Genomic DNA, 22,313 nt, shown 5'->3' with positions numbered 1-22,313 from the left:
ATGCTTACCATCTTAACCGTGTGTGGAAATGGGATTGGCAGCAGTATTATGCTGAAAATGAAAATTGATGAGATTTGTGAAGACCATCATATTAAAGCTTCTGTAGAATCAGCAGATTTTAATTCGGCCCAAGGGAAAAAGGCGGACCTGATTATTACGGTAAAAGAGCTGGCCTATCAATTTGAGGGCCGTGAAGTGGCGGTGGTTCGAAGTTACATTAATAAGAAAAAGATTGAAGAAGATGTTCTTGAGATTCTAAAAAGAATACAGGAAAGTAAAATGTAGGGGGTATATCTATGTCCACATTTACCATCATTCTAGAATTCTTTCGGGACGTACTGAAACAACCAGCATTATTAATGGGAATTATGGCACTGATCGGGCTGGTAGCCCTAAAAAGACCTATGTTCAAAGTCATGACAGGGACCTTAAAACCAATTCTAGGCTATTTGATGCTAGGGGCAGGTGCCGATTTCATCGTTACGAACTTGACACCCCTGGGAAAAATGATTGAAGAAGGTTTCCATATTACTGGTGTAGTTCCTAATAATGAAGCCATTGTTTCGGTGGCACAAAAAGTACTAGGCATTGAAACCATGTCTATTCTCGTGGCTGGGTTAGTAATTAATCTTCTTATTGCAAGATTTACTAAATATAAATATGTGTTTCTAACGGGGCATCATAGTTTCTTTATGGCGTGTCTTCTTTCAGCGGTTTTAGGTGCCTCAGGCATGAAAGGGGTCGAACTGATTCTCATTGGTGGTTTTATTCTTGGAGCATGGAGTGCCATCTCGCCGGCAATTGGTCAGAAATATACGTTAAAGGTGACGGATGGTGATGAAATTGCCATGGGACACTTTGGCAGTCTAGGTTATTATTTATCTGCATGGGTTGGAAAATTTGCTGGAAAACCAGAAGAGAGTACAGAAAAGATGGAAGTACCTGAGCAGTGGGGATTTCTCAGAGATACTACCATATCCACAGCGCTGACCATGATGATATTCTATTTAATTGCAGCTTTTGCTGCGGGACCTAGCTATGTAACCACTTTGGCTGGTGAAATGTCACCCTTCCTATTTGCCATCATGTCGGCTCTGAAATTTGCTGTTGGTGTTACCATCGTGTATGCAGGTGTTCGAATGATCCTTGGTGATTTAATCCCTGCTTTTCAAGGAATTGCAACCAAAATCATACCCAATGCGATTCCTGCGGTGGATTGTGCTGTATTCTTTACCTATGCCCCAACAGCTGTGGTAATCGGCTTTATTAGTTCCTTTATTGGCGGTATAATAGGCATGTTACTATTAGGAACCGCTGGAGGTGTGCTCATCATACCAGGGCTTGTTCCACATTTCTTCTGCGGTGCTACGGCTGGAATCTACGGAAATGCTACTGGTGGTAGAAGAGGAGCGGCATTGGGAGCTTTTGTAAATGGTCTGGCCATTACTTTTTTACCTGCATTTCTGCTTCCTGTCCTTGGACAGTTAGGATTCCAGAATACAACTTTCGGTGATGCAGATTTTGGTTTCTTAGGAATTTTGTTAGGTAAAGCATATGATGCAGTAGGTCCAGCAGGGATTTATATCCTTGTAGCGATTCTAGTAATAGTACTGGTGATTCCAAATTATATAAAAACTAAGGCTCATGCCATTAACAATGTGCAGGGCTAACCTAGTACATGTACTAGTCAACGGTTAATTTGAAAATCGAGAAAGGCGTGCCGTTCTAAGAAGTAAGAATAGCACGCTGCTTCTCTTTGTAGTGAATTAGAAAATAAATGGAAAGAGTGAGTGATTGTCTCATGTATGATGAATTGAATAGCAAGGTCTATGTGGTAGGAATTGGGGTATCTACTTTGGATATGTTTACTGTTGTTGACGCCTTTCCTAGGACCAGAGAAGTGCAAAAGGCATCCAAGATAGTTCTTGATGGCGGAGGACCTGTTGCCACAGCGATGGTGACGCTGGCAAAATTAGGAGCGAACACGATCATGATTGATAATCTAGGGGATGATTGGAGCGGCTTACTGATTGTAGAAGATTTTAAAAAATATAATGTGCATACTCACTGCCTCGAAATTTTCCCGGAGCACTCTTCTTCAATAGCCAATATACTAGTTGAGAAAGATACTGGCATTCGTGCAATTCTCTATCATCCTGGATCGGTTCCAGAAATAAGGGAGATTACAAAGTATACCCCTATCATACAAGGAGCCAAAGTTCTTCATTTGAATGGGAGGCATTTAGAAGCTAGTTTAGCGGCAATCGATATTGCAAAACATGCAGGGGTTAAAATATCATTTGACGGTGGTGCAAATCGATACAATCCAAATATGCGGCGAATTGTACCAAAGGTAGATATTTGTATTTTGGCAAAGGAATTCGCTCTTACCTATACAGATGAAACTAAATTGGATCGCGCAGGCGAGTCATTGATAAAATCCGGCTTAGAACTTGTCGTAATAACAGATGGAATCAATGGAAGCTGGGTCTTCGACAATGACATTGGTGTCTTTCATCAACCTGCATTTAAAATGGACAATGTCGTAGACACCACAGGATGCGGAGATAGCTATCACGGAGGTTTCTTATATGGACTTCTCCATAACATGCCCCTGAAAAAATGTGCCGAGTTTGCCAGTGCAGTAGCTGCTCTTAATACCCAGGCTCTTGGGGGAAGAAAAGGATTGCCATCATTAAAAACCGTTGAGAAGTTTTTGCTAAGCCATTGAATCAGGCATTGATCTGCTTGACTCTTTTTTTATTCAGCATCATGTATTAGAGTAAATCCTGCTTCTTTAGGGTTGTTTATTTTCCAAATTATGCGATAATTATATAATAAAAGGAGGGTTGATTTTGAGTATCTTTTCGTGGTTATTTTCAAAAAATACGGAAAAAAATTCGATGGTTCGCAAATGGATACTACAAGAAATTAAGAAGGTGGACATCGAAAATCCAGATGTTTACGCGTTATTTCTAGGACTCATACAGACTGCTGTTTATTGGGGAAAGTATGATACAAAAGGGCAGGATGACCAGATTTTGCAAATGTCCAAGCAATACTTAGGAGATGCTACGATCTTTGAAATTGCTGCTTATACCTATTATCGAGTGGAAATTTGGTTAGACAAGGAGCAGCCAGAGCTTGCAAAACAAATCGCTCTTCCGATTCGGGAATGGATAGCAGAGAAGTTTCATACTGTACTTTATGTGGATGAAAGACAGTTTAATCAATTATTTGAGGAACAGTTACTTCGGTATAAGAGTTTGACTAGTGCAGGAAAGGGCCTTACAGAGTTGCATTTGGAATTGGAACAGCGTATTTTACTGACAAAAGGGGATCGATTTAATAAACAATCTTTGACCAAAGATTCCGCTAGCGCAGCTCTTGAGTCTCAATATATTAAAAATAGTTTGGCAAAATATGAGGAAATTAATATACCAGAAGTAATAGCAAGCATACAGCAATATTGCGAGAAGCACTCTAAAATGAAATTTGAGGAAAAAAAGAGCAAAGGTCAGCAATTAAAGCAGAACCATGAACAGCGGGACTATTTATATGGGATGGCGCTAGTAGCGCAGCAAGATTGGGTAAGAGCCTGTAACGCTTTTACAAAGGTGCTATCCGCTAATCCTAAGCATTATGATGCGTTAATAGAACGAGGCTTGTTATACAGCACATTAGGACAATATGTAGATGCATTGCAAGATTTCACGGTGGCAATTGAGGTAAATCCTAATGAATCTGCAGCCTATCTTCACCGCGGCAAATGTTATCACCGCAACTTGCGGGTAAAAGATAAGTCGTTGGCCGATTATTCTGAGGCGATTCGATTGGCACCTAATAGTGCAGCTGGATATTTCGGGCGGGGTGAACTATATGACGAAATAGCATTACATAAAGAGAAACAAGCTCTTGAAAAGAATGATCACCTCACATATGCACATGTTTCAGAAGAATTTTTGGCAGCGATCCATGATTATAGTCAAGTTATTGTTTTAGAACCTGAACATGATGCTGCCTATGCAAACAGAGCGCTGCTATATGCACGAAAGGCTCGTGCATTTCAGGATCTGGATGATATAGCAAATGCGATTGCCGATTTTGAAAAGGCCATGAGTTTGAACTGGGAACATGGTTATTTATATAAACAGCAAGATGAAATGAAAGAATTATTAGCGGACAGCCAATTAGAGAAGGAGGCTTAAGTAGAAAAGATCTTCTATCTATCGGATTCGTGCATTTGAAATGATATACTGACCAGGGCTAAGATTGTGGTCAAAATAAATCGGAGGCAACATATATGTATCGTCGACTCATACTATTGTTTTTAAGCATGATCTTTGGGGTAAATATTGCTCTTGCCGCCCCAACACCCCCTCAAGTAGAGGCTGAAGCGGCTATCGTAATGATGGCCAATACCAATCAGGTATTATTTGAAAAGAATTCAAAAGGTATTATGTATCCAGCCAGTACTACTAAGATCATGACATTGATCACTGCACTGGAAAAAGGTAGTTTTAATGATATCATTACTGTAAGTTCCAGTGATGCAGCTTGTGAAGGCTCAAGTCTCGAACTAAAAGCAGGGAATCAATTAACACTAAAAAATGCGTTGTACGGTATGATGGTGGTATCAGGCAATGATGCAGCAGAGGCTATCGCTGAGAATGTAGCTGGATCAATACCCGCTTTCGTGGAGATTATGAATGCAAAAGCAGAAAAAATCGGAGCAACAAGTACTCACTTTACCAATCCCCATGGATTACCTGATCCAATAAATCATTATACTACTGCCTATGATCTTGGATTAATTACTGCATACGGGATGAAAAATCCTGATTTTGCAAAAATCGTATCCACTCAAGAATATGATGTTAACTTTCTGAACCGAAGTGCAATTCATGTTAGCAATACGAATAAATTGTTAAAGACATATCCTGGAAGCAATGGTGTTAAAACAGGCTATACCAATGATGCTGGTGATTGCTTAGTGGCTTCCGCGAAACGAGGCGATATACAGTTAATAGCCGTTATCCTAAACAGTGACTACCGCTGGGATGATGCGGCTAAATTACTAGACTATGGATTTGAACAGGTTGAGTCAAAAAGAACGAAGTAGCATAAGTAAATACGATTTAAATCAAAGAATGAAGGGCATGTCAGCATTAAGTTGCTGATATGCCCTTCACTCTTTGTTAAAGAGGAGTTATCACCAAATTGATAATTTACTCTCAACAAAAGAAAGAAAATTTGCAAGATAAAAAAAATTGAGTAAAATGTAAAATGATTTAAATACTAAGTGGTTTAAATTCGATTATACTTAATTAAAGAAAGATTCATTATTCCTTATTTCGTATAACTTTTGTCGTCGAGGGTCCATGCAGGTGTTATAGGCTACATAAAAAATGAGGAGGGAACTATAGTGAAAAAGAGTTTGGTATTATTACTTTCTGTAGTATTGCTTTTAACAATGACCGTATCGGGATGCGGTAAAGAACAAAGAGCAGCTGATGCAAAAGCAGGTGATGGAAAAGCTACTACCCTTACCTTCTGGACCTTCCAGGAACTGCATAAAAACTTTATTGATGATGGTGTTGCAACTTGGAATACAAATCATCCAGACAAACCTATAGTTGTAAAAACGGAAGTATATCTTTACGATGAGATGCACAATAAGCTTTTAATTGCAATTCAGTCAGGAACAGGAGCTCCTGATATGGCTGACATTGAACTGGGGAAATTTGCAAACTTCTTAAAGGGGAGCAAACCTGGACTGGTGGAATTCAATGATGTTATAGAACCTGTAAAGGATAAGCTTATTATGGGCAGGCTTGAAAACTATGCCAAAAGCGGTAAGTATTACGGTCTTGATTATCATGTGGGTGCTGAGGTGATGTACTATAATAAAGAGATACTCGACCAAGCAGGTATAAATGTAAATGATATTGTAACTTGGGATGACTATATCGCCGCTGGTAAAAAGGTTGTAGAAAAAACCGGAAAGCCAATGACGACCTTGGAAAGTATGGAAAAATGGTCATATTATCCTCTTATTTGCATGCAGGGATCAGACGCAATGGATAAGGATGGTATGAAAAAGGCAAAGTGTATTGTAGACAAAGACTATATTATAGCTAAAAACCCAGCTTTAGAAAATTTTTTTGATAAAGAAGTTATTATGGGAATACGTCCCGAGGATTTATATGATAATGAGGAGTGCTTCAAGGAATTCAGTGCTAGTATTGTGAATGCTTTCATTGAAGTTACTGAGTTAATGGGTGCGGAGACTTACCTGTTTATGAAGGTAGAAGGCAGCAATTTTGTTGCCCGCGTCAATCCCAAAAGTACTGCTAAGGCTGGTGATACTGTTAAAATTGCGATTGATACAAATAAAATACATATTTTTGATAAAGATACAGAAAAGATAATTCTGAATTGATGATAGTAACCTTGTAGTTTAGCCTAATGTGATAGGTAAGGATTATTGTTAAGAAGGAAGTGGTGAAAAGGATGTTGTATACTATTGATATAAATATCTACGATACAAAGGAGTGAAAATCATGCCAATCAGCAAGCGACTATTCGGCAAAGTAAATGAGCAAGAGGTATACGAATATACGTTAAAAAATGGTGGTGTAGAAATTTCTTGTTTGAATTATGGGTGCATTATTACTAAGGTTATAGTACCTGACCGCAGAGGTAATTATGAAAATATTGTAATCGGATTTCAAGAGTTAGCAGATTACCAAAGAAATTCTATATTCGCTGGTGCAGTTGTGGGCAGAGTAGCTGGAAGAATACGTGATGCACAGTTTGTATTAGAGGGGGAAAACTACACATTGCCCAGCAATGATGGTCCCAATAATCTTCATAGTGGACCAAAGGGTTTTCATAATGTAGTATGGGACGCAACAGCAGCTGATAAAGAGGAAGAGGATACTATTGAATTTTCTCATACCAGTTTGGATGGTGCAGGGGGATATCCAGGAGTACTGACGGCTCAAATAACCTATACGTTAAATAACAAGAATGAATTCATCATTCATTATCGCGGACAGTCAGATAAAACTACGTTGTTCAATCCTACAAATCATACATATTTCAATTTAAGCGGCAATTTCAAACAAGATATCTCTCAACACAGTTTAAAAATAGATAGTAGTCGCTTTTTGGAACTAACACAGCAGCTGCTTCCAACTGGTAAGCTGCTGGATGTTACGGATACGGTTTTTGACTTTAGAACTGGTCGGAAAATAATGGAGGGAATTAATTCTATTAATCCCCAAAATACTATAGCCGGACAAGGCTATGATCATCCCTTTGTTTTAGACAGTAATCATAATGGAGAAATTGTCTTGCAGGATGAGGAAAGCGGACGTGTTTTGACTATCGAAACAGATGCAGTGGGGGTAGTACTCTATACGGGGAACCACATACCAGGTGATTTCGATATTTATGGGGTAAAATCTAGACGCTATTTAGGATTGTGTCTTGAAACCCAAGGACTTCCTGATGCAATTCATCATTCTAATTTTCCACCCTGCATTCTACAGAAAGATCAAATTTCGACAACAACCACTACATATACTTTTAGTGTAGCACTTTGATGATGTGATCAAGGAGACGTGTGTTGGAAACAATTACGCGAAAAAAGTATTTAATCAAAAATGTATAACATATTCCCAATAGGAATGCTCTCTCTCTAGACAGGGGTATAGACCCAGTAACTGTCTATAGAGGGGGTATTTTATTTTTATTTATATTTAGGAAAAAAAGAAATTTTTCTTTCTAAAAAGAAGGAAATTCAAAAGCTATAGCGTATTTATAAAGTAATTAATTTAATATTTAATTAATTACTTTATAAATAGGTGCTTTTAATAAAAATAATGTAATTATACATCTTATAAGGAATATAATTCCATATAGTAAATTTAAAATTTAATAATATAAAAAATTTAATTTCTCAAATATTGGACATTTTTTCATTGGCAAAATAGCTCTTTATCTCTTAATTTCAATTCTTTTTGATGTTAGTATCACTATTTAATAAAAGGAGGTCAGTAATATGGGAAATAAAAAGTATAGTATTGGAATTGATTATGGGACGCAATCTGGTAGGGCAATGCTTGTTGAGGTGGAAACCGGTAAAGAAATTGCTACGGCAGTAGTACCTTATGCCGATGGTGTAATTGATAAACAATTACCAGGTACTGATATTCAGTTAGAGCATGACTGGGCACTGCAAAATCCGGAAGACTATTTAGATGTTTTATACCAAGCAGTACCACAAGTCTTAATGGATTCTCAGATAGACCCAGCAGATGTAATTGGTTTGGGGATTGACTTTACTGCTTGTACTATGCTGCCTGTGGCTAAAGATGGCAGGGCCTTATGCCAGCTTCCAGAATACCGAAATAATCCTCACGCTTGGGTCAAACTGTGGAAACATCATGCTGCTCAGGATGAAGCCAATTCGTTGAATCGCATTGCAGCTGCCCGTGGTGAGACTTTCTTAGCTCGGTACGGCGGCAAGATCTCTTCTGAATGGATAATTCCGAAAATTTGGCAAATTCTCGATGAAGCACCTGAAATCTATGAAGCTGCTGATCGGTTCATGGAGGCCACTGACTGGGTAACCATGCAAATGACCGGGATAGATGTACGTAATAGCTGCACTGCTGGTTATAAAGCAATATGGCATAAGCAAGACGGATATCCGGGAAAAGATTTTTTTAAAGCTTTAGACCCCAGATTAGAAAATTTGGTGGAAGAAAAATTAAACAGTCCCATTGTAGCGATTGGCAGCAAAGCTGGAGGCTTGATTTCTGGCATGGCCAAACAAATGGGACTAAAAGCAGGCACGGCTGTAGCAGTGGGCAATGTGGATGCTCATGCTGCCGTTCCAGCGGCAGGGGTTGTTACGCCGGGTAAAATGGTTATGAGCATGGGTACATCAATTTGTCATTTAGTATTAGGCGAAGAAGAAAAAACAGTGGATGGTATGTGTGGTGTAGTTGAGGATGGTATTGTTGGCGGCTATTTTGGGTATGAGGCTGGTCAGTCTGCTGTAGGAGATATTTTTGAATGGTTTGTAGCAAACTGTGTTCCCGGCAGCTACTTTGCCCAAGCAAGTGAGAGAAATATTAATATTCATCAATTACTAGAAGAGAAGGCTGGCAAACTTGTTCCTGGAGAAAGTGGTTTATTGGCTCTTGATTGGTGGAATGGCAATCGTTCCGTACTTGTTGATACCAATCTGACGGGTGTGCTGCTCGGAACTACCTTGCTTACCAAACCAGAGGAAATTTATCGGGCACTTATAGAAGCTACTGCCTTTGGTACCAATATGATTGTCGAAACATTTATCAATGCAGGGGTGCCAATTGAACAATTGTATGCTTGCGGTGGGCTGTCCCAGAAAAATAACATGCTAATGCAAATTTATGCGGATGCAACGGGCTTAGAGATTCGTGTTGCTACCTCATTGCAGACACCCGCATTGGGCGCTGCAATGTTTGGTGCTGTTGCCGCAGGCAAAGAATTTGGGGGATATGACACTATTTTCGATGCGGCAGCGAAGATGACTAGTATAAAGCAGGTATATATACCTAATCCAGAAAATGTTGCTCGCTATAAAAAGCTGTATGCAGAATATAAAATCTTACATGACTATTTTGGCCGTGGTGCTAATGATGTTATGAAACGGCTTAAAGAAATTAAGAAAAATACAAAAAGTTGTAGAGTGTAAAATGATTGTGAAGTAAAAAAGGAGGCTGGGATCGTTATGTTAGAAGACCTGAAACAACAAGTATGGCAAGCAAATATGAATTTACAAAAACATGGATTGGTCGTATTTACTTGGGGTAATGCCAGTGGTATTGACAGGGAAAAGGGCTTGATTGTTATCAAGCCTAGTGGTGTAGAATACGATACGATGCAGCCTGAAGATATGGTGGTGCTGGATTTGGCGGGAAACCAGGTGGAGGGAAACCTTCGACCTTCTTCTGACACGCCCACTCATATAGTCTTATACCGGAATTTCTCTGCGATTGGCGGAGTTGTTCATACTCATTCTACCTGTGCTACAGCATGGGCCCAGGCGGGAAAATCGATTCCGGCTTTTGGTACGACTCATGCAGATTATTTTTATGGCGAAGTTCCTTGTACGCGTAATCTAAGTAGAGAAGAAATTCAAGGGGAATATGAAGAAGAAACGGGTAATGTGATTGTGGAGAAATTTGAGCAGCGAAACCCGCTTCATGTTCCAGGGGTTCTAGTCGCCAATCATGGTCCTTTCTCCTGGGGAAAAGATGCCCATGATGCTGTCTATCATGCAGTAGTCTTAGAGGAGTTGGCAAAAATGGCCTTTTATACTTGCTCAGCGAATTCAGAGGTCAAAGCCATGGATCAACTGCTATTGGATAAGCACTTTTTAAGAAAACATGGCAAAAACGCCTATTATGGACAAAACAAACTGTGATATGGGGTTAGCAAAAAGGAGGACTACTATCATGTTTAAGAATTTAAAAAGCAAAGAAGTATGGTTTATAACTGGCAGTCAGCATCTTTATGGTGAAGATACACTAAAAGAAGTAGCCCAGCATTCGCAAACGATTGCTGCATCACTGGGGGAAAATGAGAAAATACCTGTAAAAGTTGTTTTTAAACCTGTATTGACCAATTCAGATGCTATCTATAATCTTTGTGTGGAAGCAAACAGCACAGATAGTTGCATCGGTCTGATTGCCTGGATGCATACCTTTTCACCAGCGAAAATGTGGATTGGTGGTCTAACGATATTAAATAAACCCTTAGCCCATCTTGATACGCAGTACAACCGTGATATTCCTTGGTCAAACATTGATATGGACTTTATGAATACCAATCAGTCTGCCCATGGTGATCGAGAATTTGGATTTATTTGTACGAGAATGAAGAGAGCACGTAAGGTTATTGTTGGATTTTGGCAGGATGAAGATGTAATCCAGAAGCTGGCTGTTTGGTGCGGGGCAGCATTGGCTTGGAACGATTTACAGGGTGCTAAATTTGCTCGCTTTGGCGATAATATGCGAGAAGTGGCCGTGACAGAAGGTGATAAGGTTGAGGCTCAGATGAAATTCGGATACTCTGTTAATGGTTATGCCTTAGGTGATCTGGCTAAGTATGTGGATGGTGTCAGTGATGCCGAAATTCGAGCATTGATTGCTGAATATGAACAAACATACGTAATGCACGACGAACTAACCCAAGGTGGGGCTAAGCGGGCCTCATTAGAAGATGCTGCCAAGCTTGAATTAGGCATGAAAAAATTCTTGGAAGCTGGTCATTTCAAAGGTTTTACCTCAAATTTCGAAAATTTGTATGGTTTATCACAATTGCCAGGGCTGGCATGCCAGCGTTTAATGGCAGCTGGATATGGTTTTGGCGGTGAAGGGGATTGGAAGACTGCGGTGCTCATTAGAGCCATGAAAGTAATGTCTTATGGTCTTACAGGCGGAACTTCTTTCATGGAGGATTATACTTATCACTTAGAAGACGGCAATATGAAGGTGCTCGGTTCTCATATGCTGGAAGTATGCCCGTCTATTGCTGAGCAAAAGCCTTCACTGGAGATTCATCCCCTCTCTATCGGTGGTAAGGATGATCCTGTGCGCTTGGTATTCAATGTAGCTGCTGGCAGAGGACTCAATGCTACAATTATTGATATGGGTAGTCGTTTTAGATTGATCGTAAATGAACTTGATGTGGTGGCTCCAGACTACGATTTACCGAAACTTCCAGTTGCTAGAGCCCTTTGGGTGCCACAACCTGATCTTAAAGTTGGTACACAAGCATGGATTTTGGCAGGTGGAGCCCATCACAGCGGCTTTAGCCAAGCGGTAACGAAAGAACATTTAGAAGATTTTAGCGAAATAGCTGGAATTGAATTTGTTTTGATTAATCATGAGACTACGATTCGTGATTTGAAGAAAGAGCTTCGGTGGAACGATTTATATTATCATTTGGCAAAATAGCTGATTGAAGAACGCTTAATAATTAAAGAGCAAATGATAAAGGAGATAATAGGAATGATTAATATTCCAAAAGTAAAACTTGGTATAGTTGCTGTCAGTCGAGATTGTTTTCCCCTCCAGCTTAGCGAACAACGAAGAAAAGCAGTTGCAGAGGCGTGTGAGAATAAGAATATTGAAATTTTTGAAGCACAAACTGCTGTTGAAAATGAGAAGGATGTACTTAAAGCCTTGGAGGAATTGCAAAAGGCAGGTGTAAATGCGTTAGTTGTTTATCTTGGGAATTTTGGACCGGAAGGACCAGAAACCATTCTTGCACAAAAATTCACTGGTCCGGCAATGTTTGTGGCAGCAGCGGAAGAGACCGAAGCTAATCTGATTAAGGGACGCGGGGATGCATACTGCGGTATGCTTAATGCCTCTTATAATTTAGCATTACGTAAGTTAGTTCCTTATATTCCTGAGTATCCTGTTGGTACTGCTGATGAACTTGCAGGGATGATTGGGGATTTCGAAAATATTGCCAGAGTCATATTAGGACTAGGAAAATTGAAGGTATTTAGCTTTGGACCTAGACCACATGACTTTTTAGCATGTAATGCACCTATTAAACCCTTATATGATTTAGGTATTGAAATTATGGAAAACTCAGAACTGGATCTTTTTGACTCCTTTTTGAAACATGAAAATGATCCAAGAATTCCTGCAATCGTAAGAGAAATGGCTGATGAGCTTAAGGACGGAAATGGTTATCCAGGTATACTTCCCAAACTTGCCCAGTATGAGCTGACACTACTGGATTGGATGGAAAATAATCTTGGAGCATCCGAATATGCTGTATTTGCCAATAAATGTTGGCCAGCCTTTCAGACTCAATTTAAGTTTGTTCCCTGTTATGTGAATTCAAGACTGGCTGCTAAGGGAATTCCCGCAGCTTGTGAAACGGATATTTATGGTGCGGTAAGCGAATACATTATTACCTGCGCGACGAATAGGCCGGCGACCTTACTTGATATTAATAACAGTGTACCTAAGGATATGTATGACAAGAATAAGGCGCAGTTTGCCGGGTATCAACTGACGGATCTATTCATGGGTTTTCATTGTGGCAATACACCTTCTTGCTGTATGAAGGATTCGGCGATGAAATATCAGCTCATCATGCATAGATTGTTAGAACCGAGTGCAGAACCTGATATTACCAGGGGAACATTAGAAGGAGCCATAAGACCAGGGGATATTAGTTTATTTAGGCTTCAGAGTACCGCTGACTGCCAGCTGCGAAGTTATATAGCCAATGGAGAAATAATCGACGTGGACCCTCACTCTTTTGGCGGTATTGGCATTTTTGCCATTCAGGAAATGGGCAGATTTTATCGCCATGTATTGATTGGTAAGCAGTATCCCCATCATGCAGGTATTGCCTTTAAACATGCAGGTAAAGTATTATTTGCCGTAATGAAGATGCTTGGTGTACAGGACATTGCCTTTAATCAGCCTCCTTCAATGATGTATAAAGACGAAAATCCTTTTCAATAAAAGACAGTAATAGATGGTTTCGTGTAACATTCATGATTTAATTAAAAAATAAATTAATATATTAATTTATAATTGAAAAAACATGAATTGATGCTATAATTTAAATATTCGTACTATTTAGGCGATTGTACAAGGTTAATTGATGTATTTAATAGACTGAAAGTAGGTGATGAAGGTATAACGAAAATTAGTGGATTGGGGCTACCAAGAATAAAAAGAAGGGGAGATTTCAATGAAAAAGGTAGTGGCTTTATTACTGATGTTTGCCATGGTACTAATGTTGACCGCATGTGGTTCAAATCCTAGTTCAGCTCCCAGCAGCAGCGATAAGAAGAAAGTAGGTATCGCAATGCCTACGAAGTCGTCATCTAGATGGATAGCAGATGGTGATAATATTGTTAAGCAACTAAAAGCTAAAGGGTATGAAACTGATTTACAGTATGGGGAAGACAATGTTGAAAACCAGCTTGCACAAATTGAGAATATGATTACAAAAGGCGCTAATGTATTGGTGATCGCCAATATCGATGGTGAATCCTTAACAACTGTATTGCAAAAAGCGAAAGATAAAAATATTCCCGTTATCGCTTATGACCGTTTAATTAAAAAGACTGCAAATGTAGATTACTATGCAACTTTTGATAATTTTCAGGTCGGAGTTCTGCAAGCTGCTTATATTGAAAAAAGCTTAGGCTTAAAAGAAGGGAAAGGTCCGTTTAACATTGAGATCTTTGGTGGTTCACCGGATGACAATAACGCATACATGTTCTTTGATGGCGCTATGTCGGTTTTAAAACCTTATATTGATTCGAAGAAATTAGTTGTGAAAAGTGGGCAAATGGATATGGGCCTCTGTGCTATATTACGGTGGGATGGCGCTACTGCCCAGGCAAGAATGGATAATCTGCTAAGTAAGAACTATACGGGGACAAAAATAGATGCTGTTTTATCTCCTTATGATGGTATTAGTATTGGTATTCTTTCTTCCTTGAAGGCTGTTGGATATGGAACCCCATCACAGCCAATGCCTATTGTTACGGGGCAAGATGCGGAAGCTCCTTCCATTAAATCCATTATTAAGGGTGAACAAGCACAGACTGTATTTAAAGATACTAGAGATCTTGCTAAAGTAGCTGTTGATATGGTGGATGCAGTACTTAACGGTAAAAAAGCAACAACCAATGATGATAAAACCTACAACAATGGTGTTAAAGTAGTGCCGTCCTATTTATTAGTACCTGTTTCTGTTGATAAATCAAACTACGAAAAAATATTGGTTGAAAGCGGATATTATACTGCAGATCAACTTAAATAGTAAGGGATTGCCGGGCCAAAATAATTTAGTGATGACTGTAAAGTCATTACTAAATTATGAATGGCCTAATGCCAAAGAGCGATATAGCAAGGAGTTGAGGATATATGGAAGATGTTATTCTAGAAATGATAGATATTACTAAAACATTTCCAGGTGTTAAAGCTCTAAATCATGTAAATCTGCAAGTGCAAAAAGGCGAAATTCATGCACTGGTGGGCGAAAATGGTGCGGGAAAATCAACCTTAATGAAAGTGTTAAGTGGAGTATATCCTCATGGGACTTATACAGGGGATATTCATTATAAAGGAAAATTGTGTGAGTTCAAAAATATTAAAGAAAGTGAAAAATTAGGCATTGTTATTATTCATCAGGAATTAGCCCTCATCCCTTATCTATCCATAGAAGAGAATATATTTCTTGGCAATGAGCAAGGCAAACACGGTCTTATTGACTGGCATGCAACTACTATGCGTACCCAAAAGTTGTTGGCGACAGTAGGACTCAAAGAATTGCCAAGTACTTTGGTTACCAATATAGGAGTTGGTAAACAGCAATTAGTTGAGATTGCTAAAGCCTTATCAAAGGAAGTTGAATTGTTAATTCTGGATGAACCTACGGCGGCATTGAATGAAGATGATAGTGATAATCTCTTGAAATTATTGTTGGAGTTTAAAAAGCAGGGAATATCCTCAATTATTATTTCACATAAATTAAATGAAATTTCAAGAATTGCTGATTCCATTACCGTGTTGCGTGATGGAGCCACCATTGAAACCTTGAATGTAAGAAACGATCATATTACAGAAGATCGAATTATCAAAGGCATGGTAGGAAGAGAACTAACGGAGCTATACCCTAAAAGAGATGCAGCTATTGGCGATATCATCTTTGAAGTTAAGAATTGGAATGTATACCACCATCTACATAGTGGCCGTAAAGTGATTCATAATGTTAATTTTCACGTTAAGCAAGGTGAGGTTGTAGGAATTGCAGGACTCATGGGGGCAGGGAGAACAGAGCTTGCTATGAGCATTTTTGGCAGATCCTATGGTCAAAAAATAAGTGGGCAGATCTATAAGAATGGCTTAGAAATACATTTGAAAAATGTAAGCCAGGCGATTGAAGAAGGTGTTGCATATGTAACGGAAGATCGCAAACAGTATGGTTTAATATTAAATGATGATATTAAAAGAAATATTACCTTGGCTAATTTAAAAAATATCGCAAGCCATTATGTAATTGATGATAATAAAGAAATTCTAGTGGCGGAGAAAAGTCTTCAGCAGATGAATATTAAATGCTCCAGTGTTTTGCAAAACACTGTAAATTTGAGCGGTGGAAATCAGCAAAAAGTCGTTTTGAGCAAATGGATTTTTACAGAGCCAGATGTTCTGATTCTGGATGAACCTACTCGAGGAATTGATGTAGGAGCTAAATTTGAAATTTATAGCATCATTAATAAGCTAGCTAAGGATGGAAAAGGCATTGTATTGATTTCTTCAGAACTTCCTGAAATACTGGGAATGTGTGATCGAATATATGTTATGAGTGAAGGCAGCATTACTGGAGAGCTTGCAGGGACGGAAGCATCACAAGAAAGAATTATGAAATATGTAATGAGTAAATAAAGGAGGGATCGTCATGGAAACTCTAAAGCAGATGTTTAAAAGTAATATCAGAGAATATGGTATGGTTATTGCATTAGTATCGATTGTACTATTCTTTGAAATTGTCAGCAAGGGTGTACTCTTACAACCGTTAAATGTAACCAACTTAATCCAGCAGAATAGTTATATACTCGTATTGGCGATCGGCATGCTGCTAGTGATCGTTGCTTTTCAGATTGATTTATCTGTAGGATCTATCGCTGCTGTTGTTGGTGCCGTTTCTGCAATCTTAATGATCGATTATCATATTGGTGTTGTGCCTGGAATATTGATTTCTTTGCTGATAGGAGGTCTTGCTGGAGCTTTTCAGGGGTATTGGGTTGCCTATTTTAAAATCCCTGGATTTATTGTTACATTAGCAGGGATGTTGATTTTTAGAGGGTTAACAATGACTGCTTTAGAGGGGCAATCGAAAGCTCCTTTTCCAGAGGTTTTTCAGAAAATGAGTAATGGGTTTATACCAGATGTATTGAGTGGAACATCCATCCATATTACAACCCTTGTGGTTGGGATTATTTTGACGTTGGTATATATATATTTTGAATTAAGTCATAGAAAAGCTAAGCTAGAGTATAATTTCGAGGTAATCCCGGTACGGTTTTTAGCTGCCAAATTGGTATTTGTTGGCGTGGCAATCAACTGGTTTATGTATTTGCTGGCCTCTTATAAAGGCATTCCTAATGTGTTGATATTATTATTTATTCTAATTGTATTTTATACCTTTATAACGACAAAAACAGTGGTAGGGCGTCATATTTATGCATTAGGCGGTAATGAAAAGGCGGCAAAGCTATCAGGTGTAAAAACCGAACGCATTGTGTTTTGGGTTTTCGTAAATATGGGAGTATTAGCAGCTCTTTCGGGTCTTGTTTTTGCGGCTCGCCTTAATGCCGCAACACCGAAAGCAGGCACTGGTTTTGAATTAGATGCCATTGCTGCCTGTTTTATTGGTGGAGCCTCCACTGCAGGAGGGATTGGTGTTGTTATGGGGGCCATTATTGGCGGCTTGGTTATGGGGGTTATGAATAATGGCATGTCTTTAATTGGCGTTACTATTGATATGCAGCAAACCATTAAAGGCTTAGTATTATTATTAGCTGTAGCTTTTGATATTTATACAAAATCAAAACAGTCATAAAACTTATCATATAGGGGGAGTTTTATTATATTAGATGCATAAATCATTAATTAAAAATTTAATTAGGCTTTTTAGCTTTTAATATTATATAATGGTTAAAATAAATTCTTTCATGTCTTCTATATGGTAAAAGAGAATGGATTAAAAGGTTGTCTATTATAAAAATATTGAAAGCAAGAGTGTAGGTGTTTTATGGAAGGTGTAAATACGATTATTTCAAAAGCTATAGGAGGAGGAGCAAATGAGTCGCTGATTATTAATGCGATTCGCAGGCGGGGTCCAATATCTCGTGTCGATATTGCCAAGTTGACTGGTTTAACAGCACCAACTGTAACGAATATATCAAGTAAACTCATTGAAAATGGACTGATTCATGAGTATATGGTTGGTGAGTATAGTGGAGGCAGACGTCCAGTGCTGCTTAAGGTTCATTCTGAAATAGCGAACATGATTATTGTAGATATTCGTTCTAAGGAAATGATTGGCTATCTAATTAATGGAGGCTTAGAGATTAAAGAAGAAATATGTCATGATATTCAACATTTAAAGGAAGAAAAGATTTTATCTTTTTTGGAAAATACAATTGCACAGTGTTATGCTTCGGAGAACGGTAAATTGGCCTTAGCGATTGGTATAATTGTACGAGGACCTGTTATGTCCAAGGAAGGGCTTTCCTTATTTTCTCCCAGTGCTGGCTGGCGTAATGTGCCACTAAAATATCTTGTGGAAAAGCAGTTTCAGTTGCCTGTTTTTGTCGAGAATGATATGCGGGCTATGGCATTGGGAGCCTATCATTATGGTCCATACCGCGATATTAAAAATGCGGTCTTTCTAGGAGTCGGGGGTGGAATTGGCTCGGGAATTATTTTAAATGGTGAACTATATCGAGGCTTAGGTGATAGTGCAGGAGAAATTGGCCATACAGTTGTAGATGTTCATGGCCCCTTATGCAGCTGCGGGAATCGTGGTTGCCTAGAAGCCATGGCATCTGAGTCAGCGTTGGTAAATAGCATGGTTCAGTCAATAACAGATGGTGAACGTTCTGTAGTATCAGATATGGTAAAAGGCAATCTAGATGCCATTAGACCAAAGCATATTTACGCTGCGGCTGAGGAGGGAGATCCGCTTTCAATAAGAACCCTCCAGCAGATTGCCCAATATATTGGTATGGGTGCTGCCAATATTATTAATATTTTTAATCCCCAGTTGGTACTCATTGGTGGCGGCATTGTTAAGGGACGAAGATTCATGGAAGAGACAATCATGCAAGTTATAAAAGAAAGGGCTTTAGCAAGCTGTTATTCTTTAACTCGTATTGAGTTTTCTTCAGAAGGCAGGCAAGATGCCCTAAAGGGCATTGTAGATGTGGTAATGGAAGGAATTTATTTACGGTAGGTAACATGACGAAATGGCTCTCTATGTTGGCAGGGGTATAAAACACCCTAAGAAACTGCTCATATAGAGGGCCTTTTGCTAAGAAAATTTCCTGTGCACCTTATTCTTCGCATATTTCTATCTTTTTTCTGCGCCTGATGTGGTTCGATTATGGTTTTATTAACAAGAAAAATTTACCATTTTTTATACTTTATTGTGTATAATAAAAGTGGGAGTATTAGAAAAAAATGAGTGCTGGGATGGTGCAATATTGGAATTCTTTCGCAAATTACCTAAGATAGAAAATATTCGTTCTAAATTATTATTATATTTTTTCACTCTCATTTTATTGCCCATTATTACACTCGGAGTATTGGGTAATGTCATCTATAGCAAATCCATTGAAGAACAGGCCAATGAACATACGGGACAAATGATTGAGCAAGTAACTCGCAATGTTGAGTTTTATATTCATGATATGGAAAATATCGTTTCTTACCTTTTGGGTGATCCTCAGATCATTGCATTCTTACGGATTGCGAAAGAGGGAGATAGGGATGAATCGCTGAACAATGAGGTTCGGCGAATCTTAAGAACCTATACGAATGTGCACCCAGAGATTGCCGGAATACTCATTGTAAATGAGAATAATCTTTATATTAGCAATGAAATGCATCGAATTTCACGTGATCCCCTTACTGATGAGACTTGGTACAAAAGAGCGATTGCATCGCCAAATGCAATGCAGCTATTTAGTAAACCGATTGGCCGTAATATAACGACAACTCTTAACTATAGTGCTGATGAAGTGGTTTCGATTGCTAAGGCGGTTGTTGATCCTAAGACCAGCCAGCACCTTGGCGTCATACTGATTGATCTGAAATTGAATAAAATTAAAGAAGTAATTGAGACGATTACATTAGGTAAAAATGGATTTTTATATATTATGGATGCAAATGGTGGCATTGTATATGCGCCAGTCAATCCGATTGTATATCGCGTAAAAAGTGAGTGGTTCAACCATTCTGCCAATAGTATTGTAAAAATCATTCAGGGCAGTGAGTTTCAGATTATCTATAAAGATTCAGCTTATACAAAATGGAAGACCATCGGTGTCTTTTCCCTTAGTGAGACACTGAAAGAGGTAACGATTCTGCGTCATTACTCCATACTTATTGGGCTTGTTACCTTAATACTGGCAGTAGTCGCCGCCTTCTTTTTTACTGCTTCCATTGCCAAGCCTTTAAGTAAACTCCGCAGCTTAATGAAGAAGGCTGAGGAAGGCGATCTAAGCGTACGATTTAACAGTAAATATAATGATGAAATTGGACAGCTTGGTAATAGTTTTAATACGATGATCAAAGAGATTAGTAATTTAGTGGATATGGTGTATACGGAACAAAAACGGAAACGAGAAGCAGAATTAAAAACCTTGCAGGCCCAAATAAAACCACACTTTCTTTATAATACTCTTTATACGATTCAGTGGATGGCTGGGGAACACGGTGCACAGGAAGTCGTTCGTATTGTTGGTGCACTTGCTAATTTATTTCGCATTGGTTTAAGTAAAGGGAAAGAGATGATTCCTGTTCATGAAGAATTAGAACATGTTCGCAGTTATCTAATGATTCAGAAAGCTCGCTATGAAGATAAATTGAGATATGAAATTAACTATGAAGAAGATATATTGAATTACAGAGTACTTAAGCTGATATTGCAGCCTCTTGTTGAAAATGCGATTTACCATGGCATTAATGCTAAAAGAGGGGGCGGTACCATCAAGATCACCGCTCGCATTGACAAGGAGAAATTATATTTTAGCGTAGCAGATGACGGCATAGGAATGACAGCGGAAAAACTCGCAGAACTAAGAAAATCATTAGACAATCAGCATGGAGAGGCAGCAAGGACTGGTTTTGGTATTTTTAATGTGAATGAACGAATTCGATTATCCTTTGGCTCAGAATACGGCTTACTATATACCAGCGTGGATCAGGAAGGTACGAAGGTAGAAGTTTGGCATCCAATACGTTAAATAGGGAGTGGTTCAATGTTGAAAGTAGTAATCATCGATGATGAGCCTAAAATTCGTCGTGGTCTCAAAAGCCTCGTTGAGAAAGTAAGGCTTGACATGGAGGTTGTGGGGGAGGCTGAAGATGGAGAAATGGCTTTGGAAGTGGCTAAAAAAACCCTTCCAGACATTCTGCTAGTAGATATTTGTATGCCTTTTTTAAATGGATTGCAGTTTATAGAACAAGTAAACAGCATATTACAAGATTGCATCATCATTGTCATCACTGGACATGATGAGTTTTCCTATGCCCATAAAGCGATTAAATTGCAAGTATTTGATTATTTATTAAAACCTGTCTTTGAAGATCAACTAGAAAACGTGTTAAAACGAGCAGCACAGCAATTGCTGAATTCTCGTCTGCAAAATCATTACCTGAATTGGACCAACCAGGAAACAAAAAAACATTTGCCGCTATTAAGGGAAGCTTTCTGCAAAGATTGGGTAAATGGTCAATTAAGTGAGGAATACATTAGGTCTCAGCTCGCTTTTTTGGAATTGGATTTGTCGCCAGTATCCGGAATGATTGCTCTGAAAGTGGCTGGGCAGTACACCAGAGGACAGCTTCTCAAAGATTGGGAGCGGGAATTGTTGGTGTTTTCCATAGAAAATATTTGTGTGGAATTATTAGAGCCATGGCAGCCGTATATCATTTTTCATGACAGAGTGGATAATCTGATTGCGATAACACCCCTCCTTAATCCAAGCGACTGGTATGAACTTAGTGCTGCTTTGCAGCAGGTTATTGAGCAGCATTTAGAGCAAGTCGTAATTGTCGCTCAACGCCCGCTAGTGGATTTGCTAAGCGGTGTTTCCTCTGTTTATAATGAACTGACCTTAGAACTAAACCGCAAGGTTAGTTATACTCCCGCAGTGCTTCTTTCACAAAAACACATAGAAGCCAATTACTACAAGGAGGATTTCTCACTTCAGAATCTAGCAGAAATTATTAAGATTAGCCCTACGTATCTAAGTCGCTTGTTAAAAAATGAAATTGGTGTTTCTTTCGTTGAATATTTAACTCAGGTGAGAATCGAAAAAGCCATTCAAATGATGGGTGATCCTACGATAAAACTGTATGAAGTGGCAGAAAAAGTAGGGTATAGTAATCAACATTATTTTAGTAATACATTTAAAAAAGTAGTGGGATTATCTCCGGCGGAATATCGTAAAAAAGGCAACTGGCGGTGAGTGG

The 22,313-nt window shown here is 38.8% G+C and carries 17 protein-coding genes; all 17 read left to right on the top strand.

Features of this window, described 5'->3' with window-relative positions:
* Positions 1-285 carry a PTS sugar transporter subunit IIB gene (locus LMF89_RS10095; protein WP_229534949.1) on the top strand — a complete coding sequence of 95 codons (285 nt, stop codon included), beginning with the start codon at positions 1-3 and terminating at the stop codon, positions 283-285.
* 11 nt (positions 286-296) lie between these two features.
* Positions 297-1,670: a PTS ascorbate transporter subunit IIC gene (gene ulaA / locus LMF89_RS10090; RefSeq protein ID WP_229534948.1), complete on the top strand. Its 1,374-nt coding sequence runs from the start codon at positions 297-299 to the stop codon at positions 1,668-1,670.
* A 131-nt stretch (positions 1,671-1,801) separates the two neighbouring features.
* A complete protein-coding gene (locus LMF89_RS10085; RefSeq protein WP_229534947.1) occupies positions 1,802-2,731 on the top strand; it encodes a carbohydrate kinase family protein in 930 nt (309 codons plus the stop codon).
* Between the two features lie 124 nt (positions 2,732-2,855).
* Positions 2,856-4,208, top strand: a complete 1,353-nt coding sequence (locus tag LMF89_RS10080; RefSeq protein ID WP_229534946.1) for a tetratricopeptide repeat protein — start codon at positions 2,856-2,858, stop codon at positions 4,206-4,208.
* 95 nt (positions 4,209-4,303) lie between these two features.
* A complete protein-coding gene (locus LMF89_RS10075; protein ID WP_229534945.1) occupies positions 4,304-5,122 on the top strand; it encodes a D-alanyl-D-alanine carboxypeptidase family protein in 819 nt (272 codons plus the stop codon).
* A gap of 303 nt (positions 5,123-5,425) precedes the next feature.
* A complete protein-coding gene (locus LMF89_RS10070; protein ID WP_229534944.1) occupies positions 5,426-6,442 on the top strand; it encodes an extracellular solute-binding protein in 1,017 nt (338 codons plus the stop codon).
* A 121-nt stretch (positions 6,443-6,563) separates the two neighbouring features.
* Positions 6,564-7,610 carry an aldose epimerase family protein gene (locus LMF89_RS10065; RefSeq protein ID WP_229534943.1) on the top strand — a complete coding sequence of 349 codons (1,047 nt, stop codon included), beginning with the start codon at positions 6,564-6,566 and terminating at the stop codon, positions 7,608-7,610.
* A 458-nt stretch (positions 7,611-8,068) separates the two neighbouring features.
* Positions 8,069-9,751 (top strand): ribulokinase, encoded by a 1,683-nt coding sequence (locus LMF89_RS10060; RefSeq protein ID WP_229534942.1) that lies wholly within the window; start codon positions 8,069-8,071, stop codon positions 9,749-9,751.
* Between the two features lie 36 nt (positions 9,752-9,787).
* On the top strand, positions 9,788-10,483 hold the full coding sequence (gene araD, locus LMF89_RS10055) for an L-ribulose-5-phosphate 4-epimerase (RefSeq protein ID WP_229534941.1): 696 nt from the start codon (positions 9,788-9,790) through the stop codon (positions 10,481-10,483).
* Between the two features lie 31 nt (positions 10,484-10,514).
* Positions 10,515-12,017, top strand: coding sequence for an L-arabinose isomerase (gene araA, locus LMF89_RS10050; protein ID WP_229534940.1), 1,503 nt, complete (start codon positions 10,515-10,517; stop codon positions 12,015-12,017).
* A 54-nt stretch (positions 12,018-12,071) separates the two neighbouring features.
* Positions 12,072-13,553, top strand: coding sequence for an L-fucose/L-arabinose isomerase family protein (locus LMF89_RS10045; protein WP_229534939.1), 1,482 nt, complete (start codon positions 12,072-12,074; stop codon positions 13,551-13,553).
* Positions 13,554-13,785: 232 nt separating this feature from the next.
* Positions 13,786-14,868: a multiple monosaccharide ABC transporter substrate-binding protein gene (gene chvE / locus LMF89_RS10040; protein WP_304622600.1), complete on the top strand. Its 1,083-nt coding sequence runs from the start codon at positions 13,786-13,788 to the stop codon at positions 14,866-14,868.
* Between the two features lie 104 nt (positions 14,869-14,972).
* Positions 14,973-16,496, top strand: coding sequence for a multiple monosaccharide ABC transporter ATP-binding protein (gene mmsA, locus LMF89_RS10035; RefSeq protein WP_229534938.1), 1,524 nt, complete (start codon positions 14,973-14,975; stop codon positions 16,494-16,496).
* 13 nt (positions 16,497-16,509) lie between these two features.
* On the top strand, positions 16,510-17,673 hold the full coding sequence (gene mmsB, locus LMF89_RS10030; RefSeq protein ID WP_229534937.1) for a multiple monosaccharide ABC transporter permease: 1,164 nt from the start codon (positions 16,510-16,512) through the stop codon (positions 17,671-17,673).
* 192 nt (positions 17,674-17,865) lie between these two features.
* Positions 17,866-19,068 (top strand): ROK family transcriptional regulator, encoded by a 1,203-nt coding sequence (locus tag LMF89_RS10025; protein ID WP_229534936.1) that lies wholly within the window; start codon positions 17,866-17,868, stop codon positions 19,066-19,068.
* A gap of 208 nt (positions 19,069-19,276) precedes the next feature.
* Entirely contained in the window at positions 19,277-21,082 is a 1,806-nt protein-coding gene (locus LMF89_RS10020) for a cache domain-containing sensor histidine kinase (protein WP_229534935.1), read from the top strand.
* A gap of 15 nt (positions 21,083-21,097) precedes the next feature.
* Positions 21,098-22,309, top strand: coding sequence for a response regulator transcription factor (locus LMF89_RS10015; RefSeq protein ID WP_229534934.1), 1,212 nt, complete (start codon positions 21,098-21,100; stop codon positions 22,307-22,309).
* Positions 22,310-22,313 lie beyond the last annotated feature (4 nt).

Source organism: Pelosinus baikalensis (assembly GCF_020819555.1).
Lineage (GTDB): Bacteria > Bacillota > Negativicutes > DSM-13327 > DSM-13327 > Pelosinus > Pelosinus baikalensis.
This window is presented reverse-complemented; position numbering and strand designations above follow the sequence as displayed.

What these genes read in the sequence shown, in the direction of transcription:
- LMF89_RS10095 (WP_229534949.1), top strand. Translation starts at nt 1, where the DNA reads ATGCTTACCATCTTAACCGTGTGTGGAAATGGGATTGGCAGCAGTATT.
- ulaA (WP_229534948.1), top strand. Translation starts at nt 297, where the DNA reads ATGTCCACATTTACCATCATTCTAGAATTCTTTCGGGACGTACTGAAA.
- LMF89_RS10085 (WP_229534947.1), top strand. Translation starts at nt 1,802, where the DNA reads ATGTATGATGAATTGAATAGCAAGGTCTATGTGGTAGGAATTGGGGTA.
- LMF89_RS10075 (WP_229534945.1), top strand. Translation starts at nt 4,304, where the DNA reads ATGTATCGTCGACTCATACTATTGTTTTTAAGCATGATCTTTGGGGTA.
- LMF89_RS10065 (WP_229534943.1), top strand. Translation starts at nt 6,564, where the DNA reads ATGCCAATCAGCAAGCGACTATTCGGCAAAGTAAATGAGCAAGAGGTA.
- LMF89_RS10060 (WP_229534942.1), top strand. Translation starts at nt 8,069, where the DNA reads ATGGGAAATAAAAAGTATAGTATTGGAATTGATTATGGGACGCAATCT.
- araD (WP_229534941.1), top strand. Translation starts at nt 9,788, where the DNA reads ATGTTAGAAGACCTGAAACAACAAGTATGGCAAGCAAATATGAATTTA.
- araA (WP_229534940.1), top strand. Translation starts at nt 10,515, where the DNA reads ATGTTTAAGAATTTAAAAAGCAAAGAAGTATGGTTTATAACTGGCAGT.
- LMF89_RS10045 (WP_229534939.1), top strand. Translation starts at nt 12,072, where the DNA reads ATGATTAATATTCCAAAAGTAAAACTTGGTATAGTTGCTGTCAGTCGA.
- chvE (WP_304622600.1), top strand. Translation starts at nt 13,786, where the DNA reads ATGAAAAAGGTAGTGGCTTTATTACTGATGTTTGCCATGGTACTAATG.
- mmsA (WP_229534938.1), top strand. Translation starts at nt 14,973, where the DNA reads ATGGAAGATGTTATTCTAGAAATGATAGATATTACTAAAACATTTCCA.
- mmsB (WP_229534937.1), top strand. Translation starts at nt 16,510, where the DNA reads ATGGAAACTCTAAAGCAGATGTTTAAAAGTAATATCAGAGAATATGGT.
- LMF89_RS10025 (WP_229534936.1), top strand. Translation starts at nt 17,866, where the DNA reads ATGGAAGGTGTAAATACGATTATTTCAAAAGCTATAGGAGGAGGAGCA.
- LMF89_RS10015 (WP_229534934.1), top strand. Translation starts at nt 21,098, where the DNA reads ATGTTGAAAGTAGTAATCATCGATGATGAGCCTAAAATTCGTCGTGGT.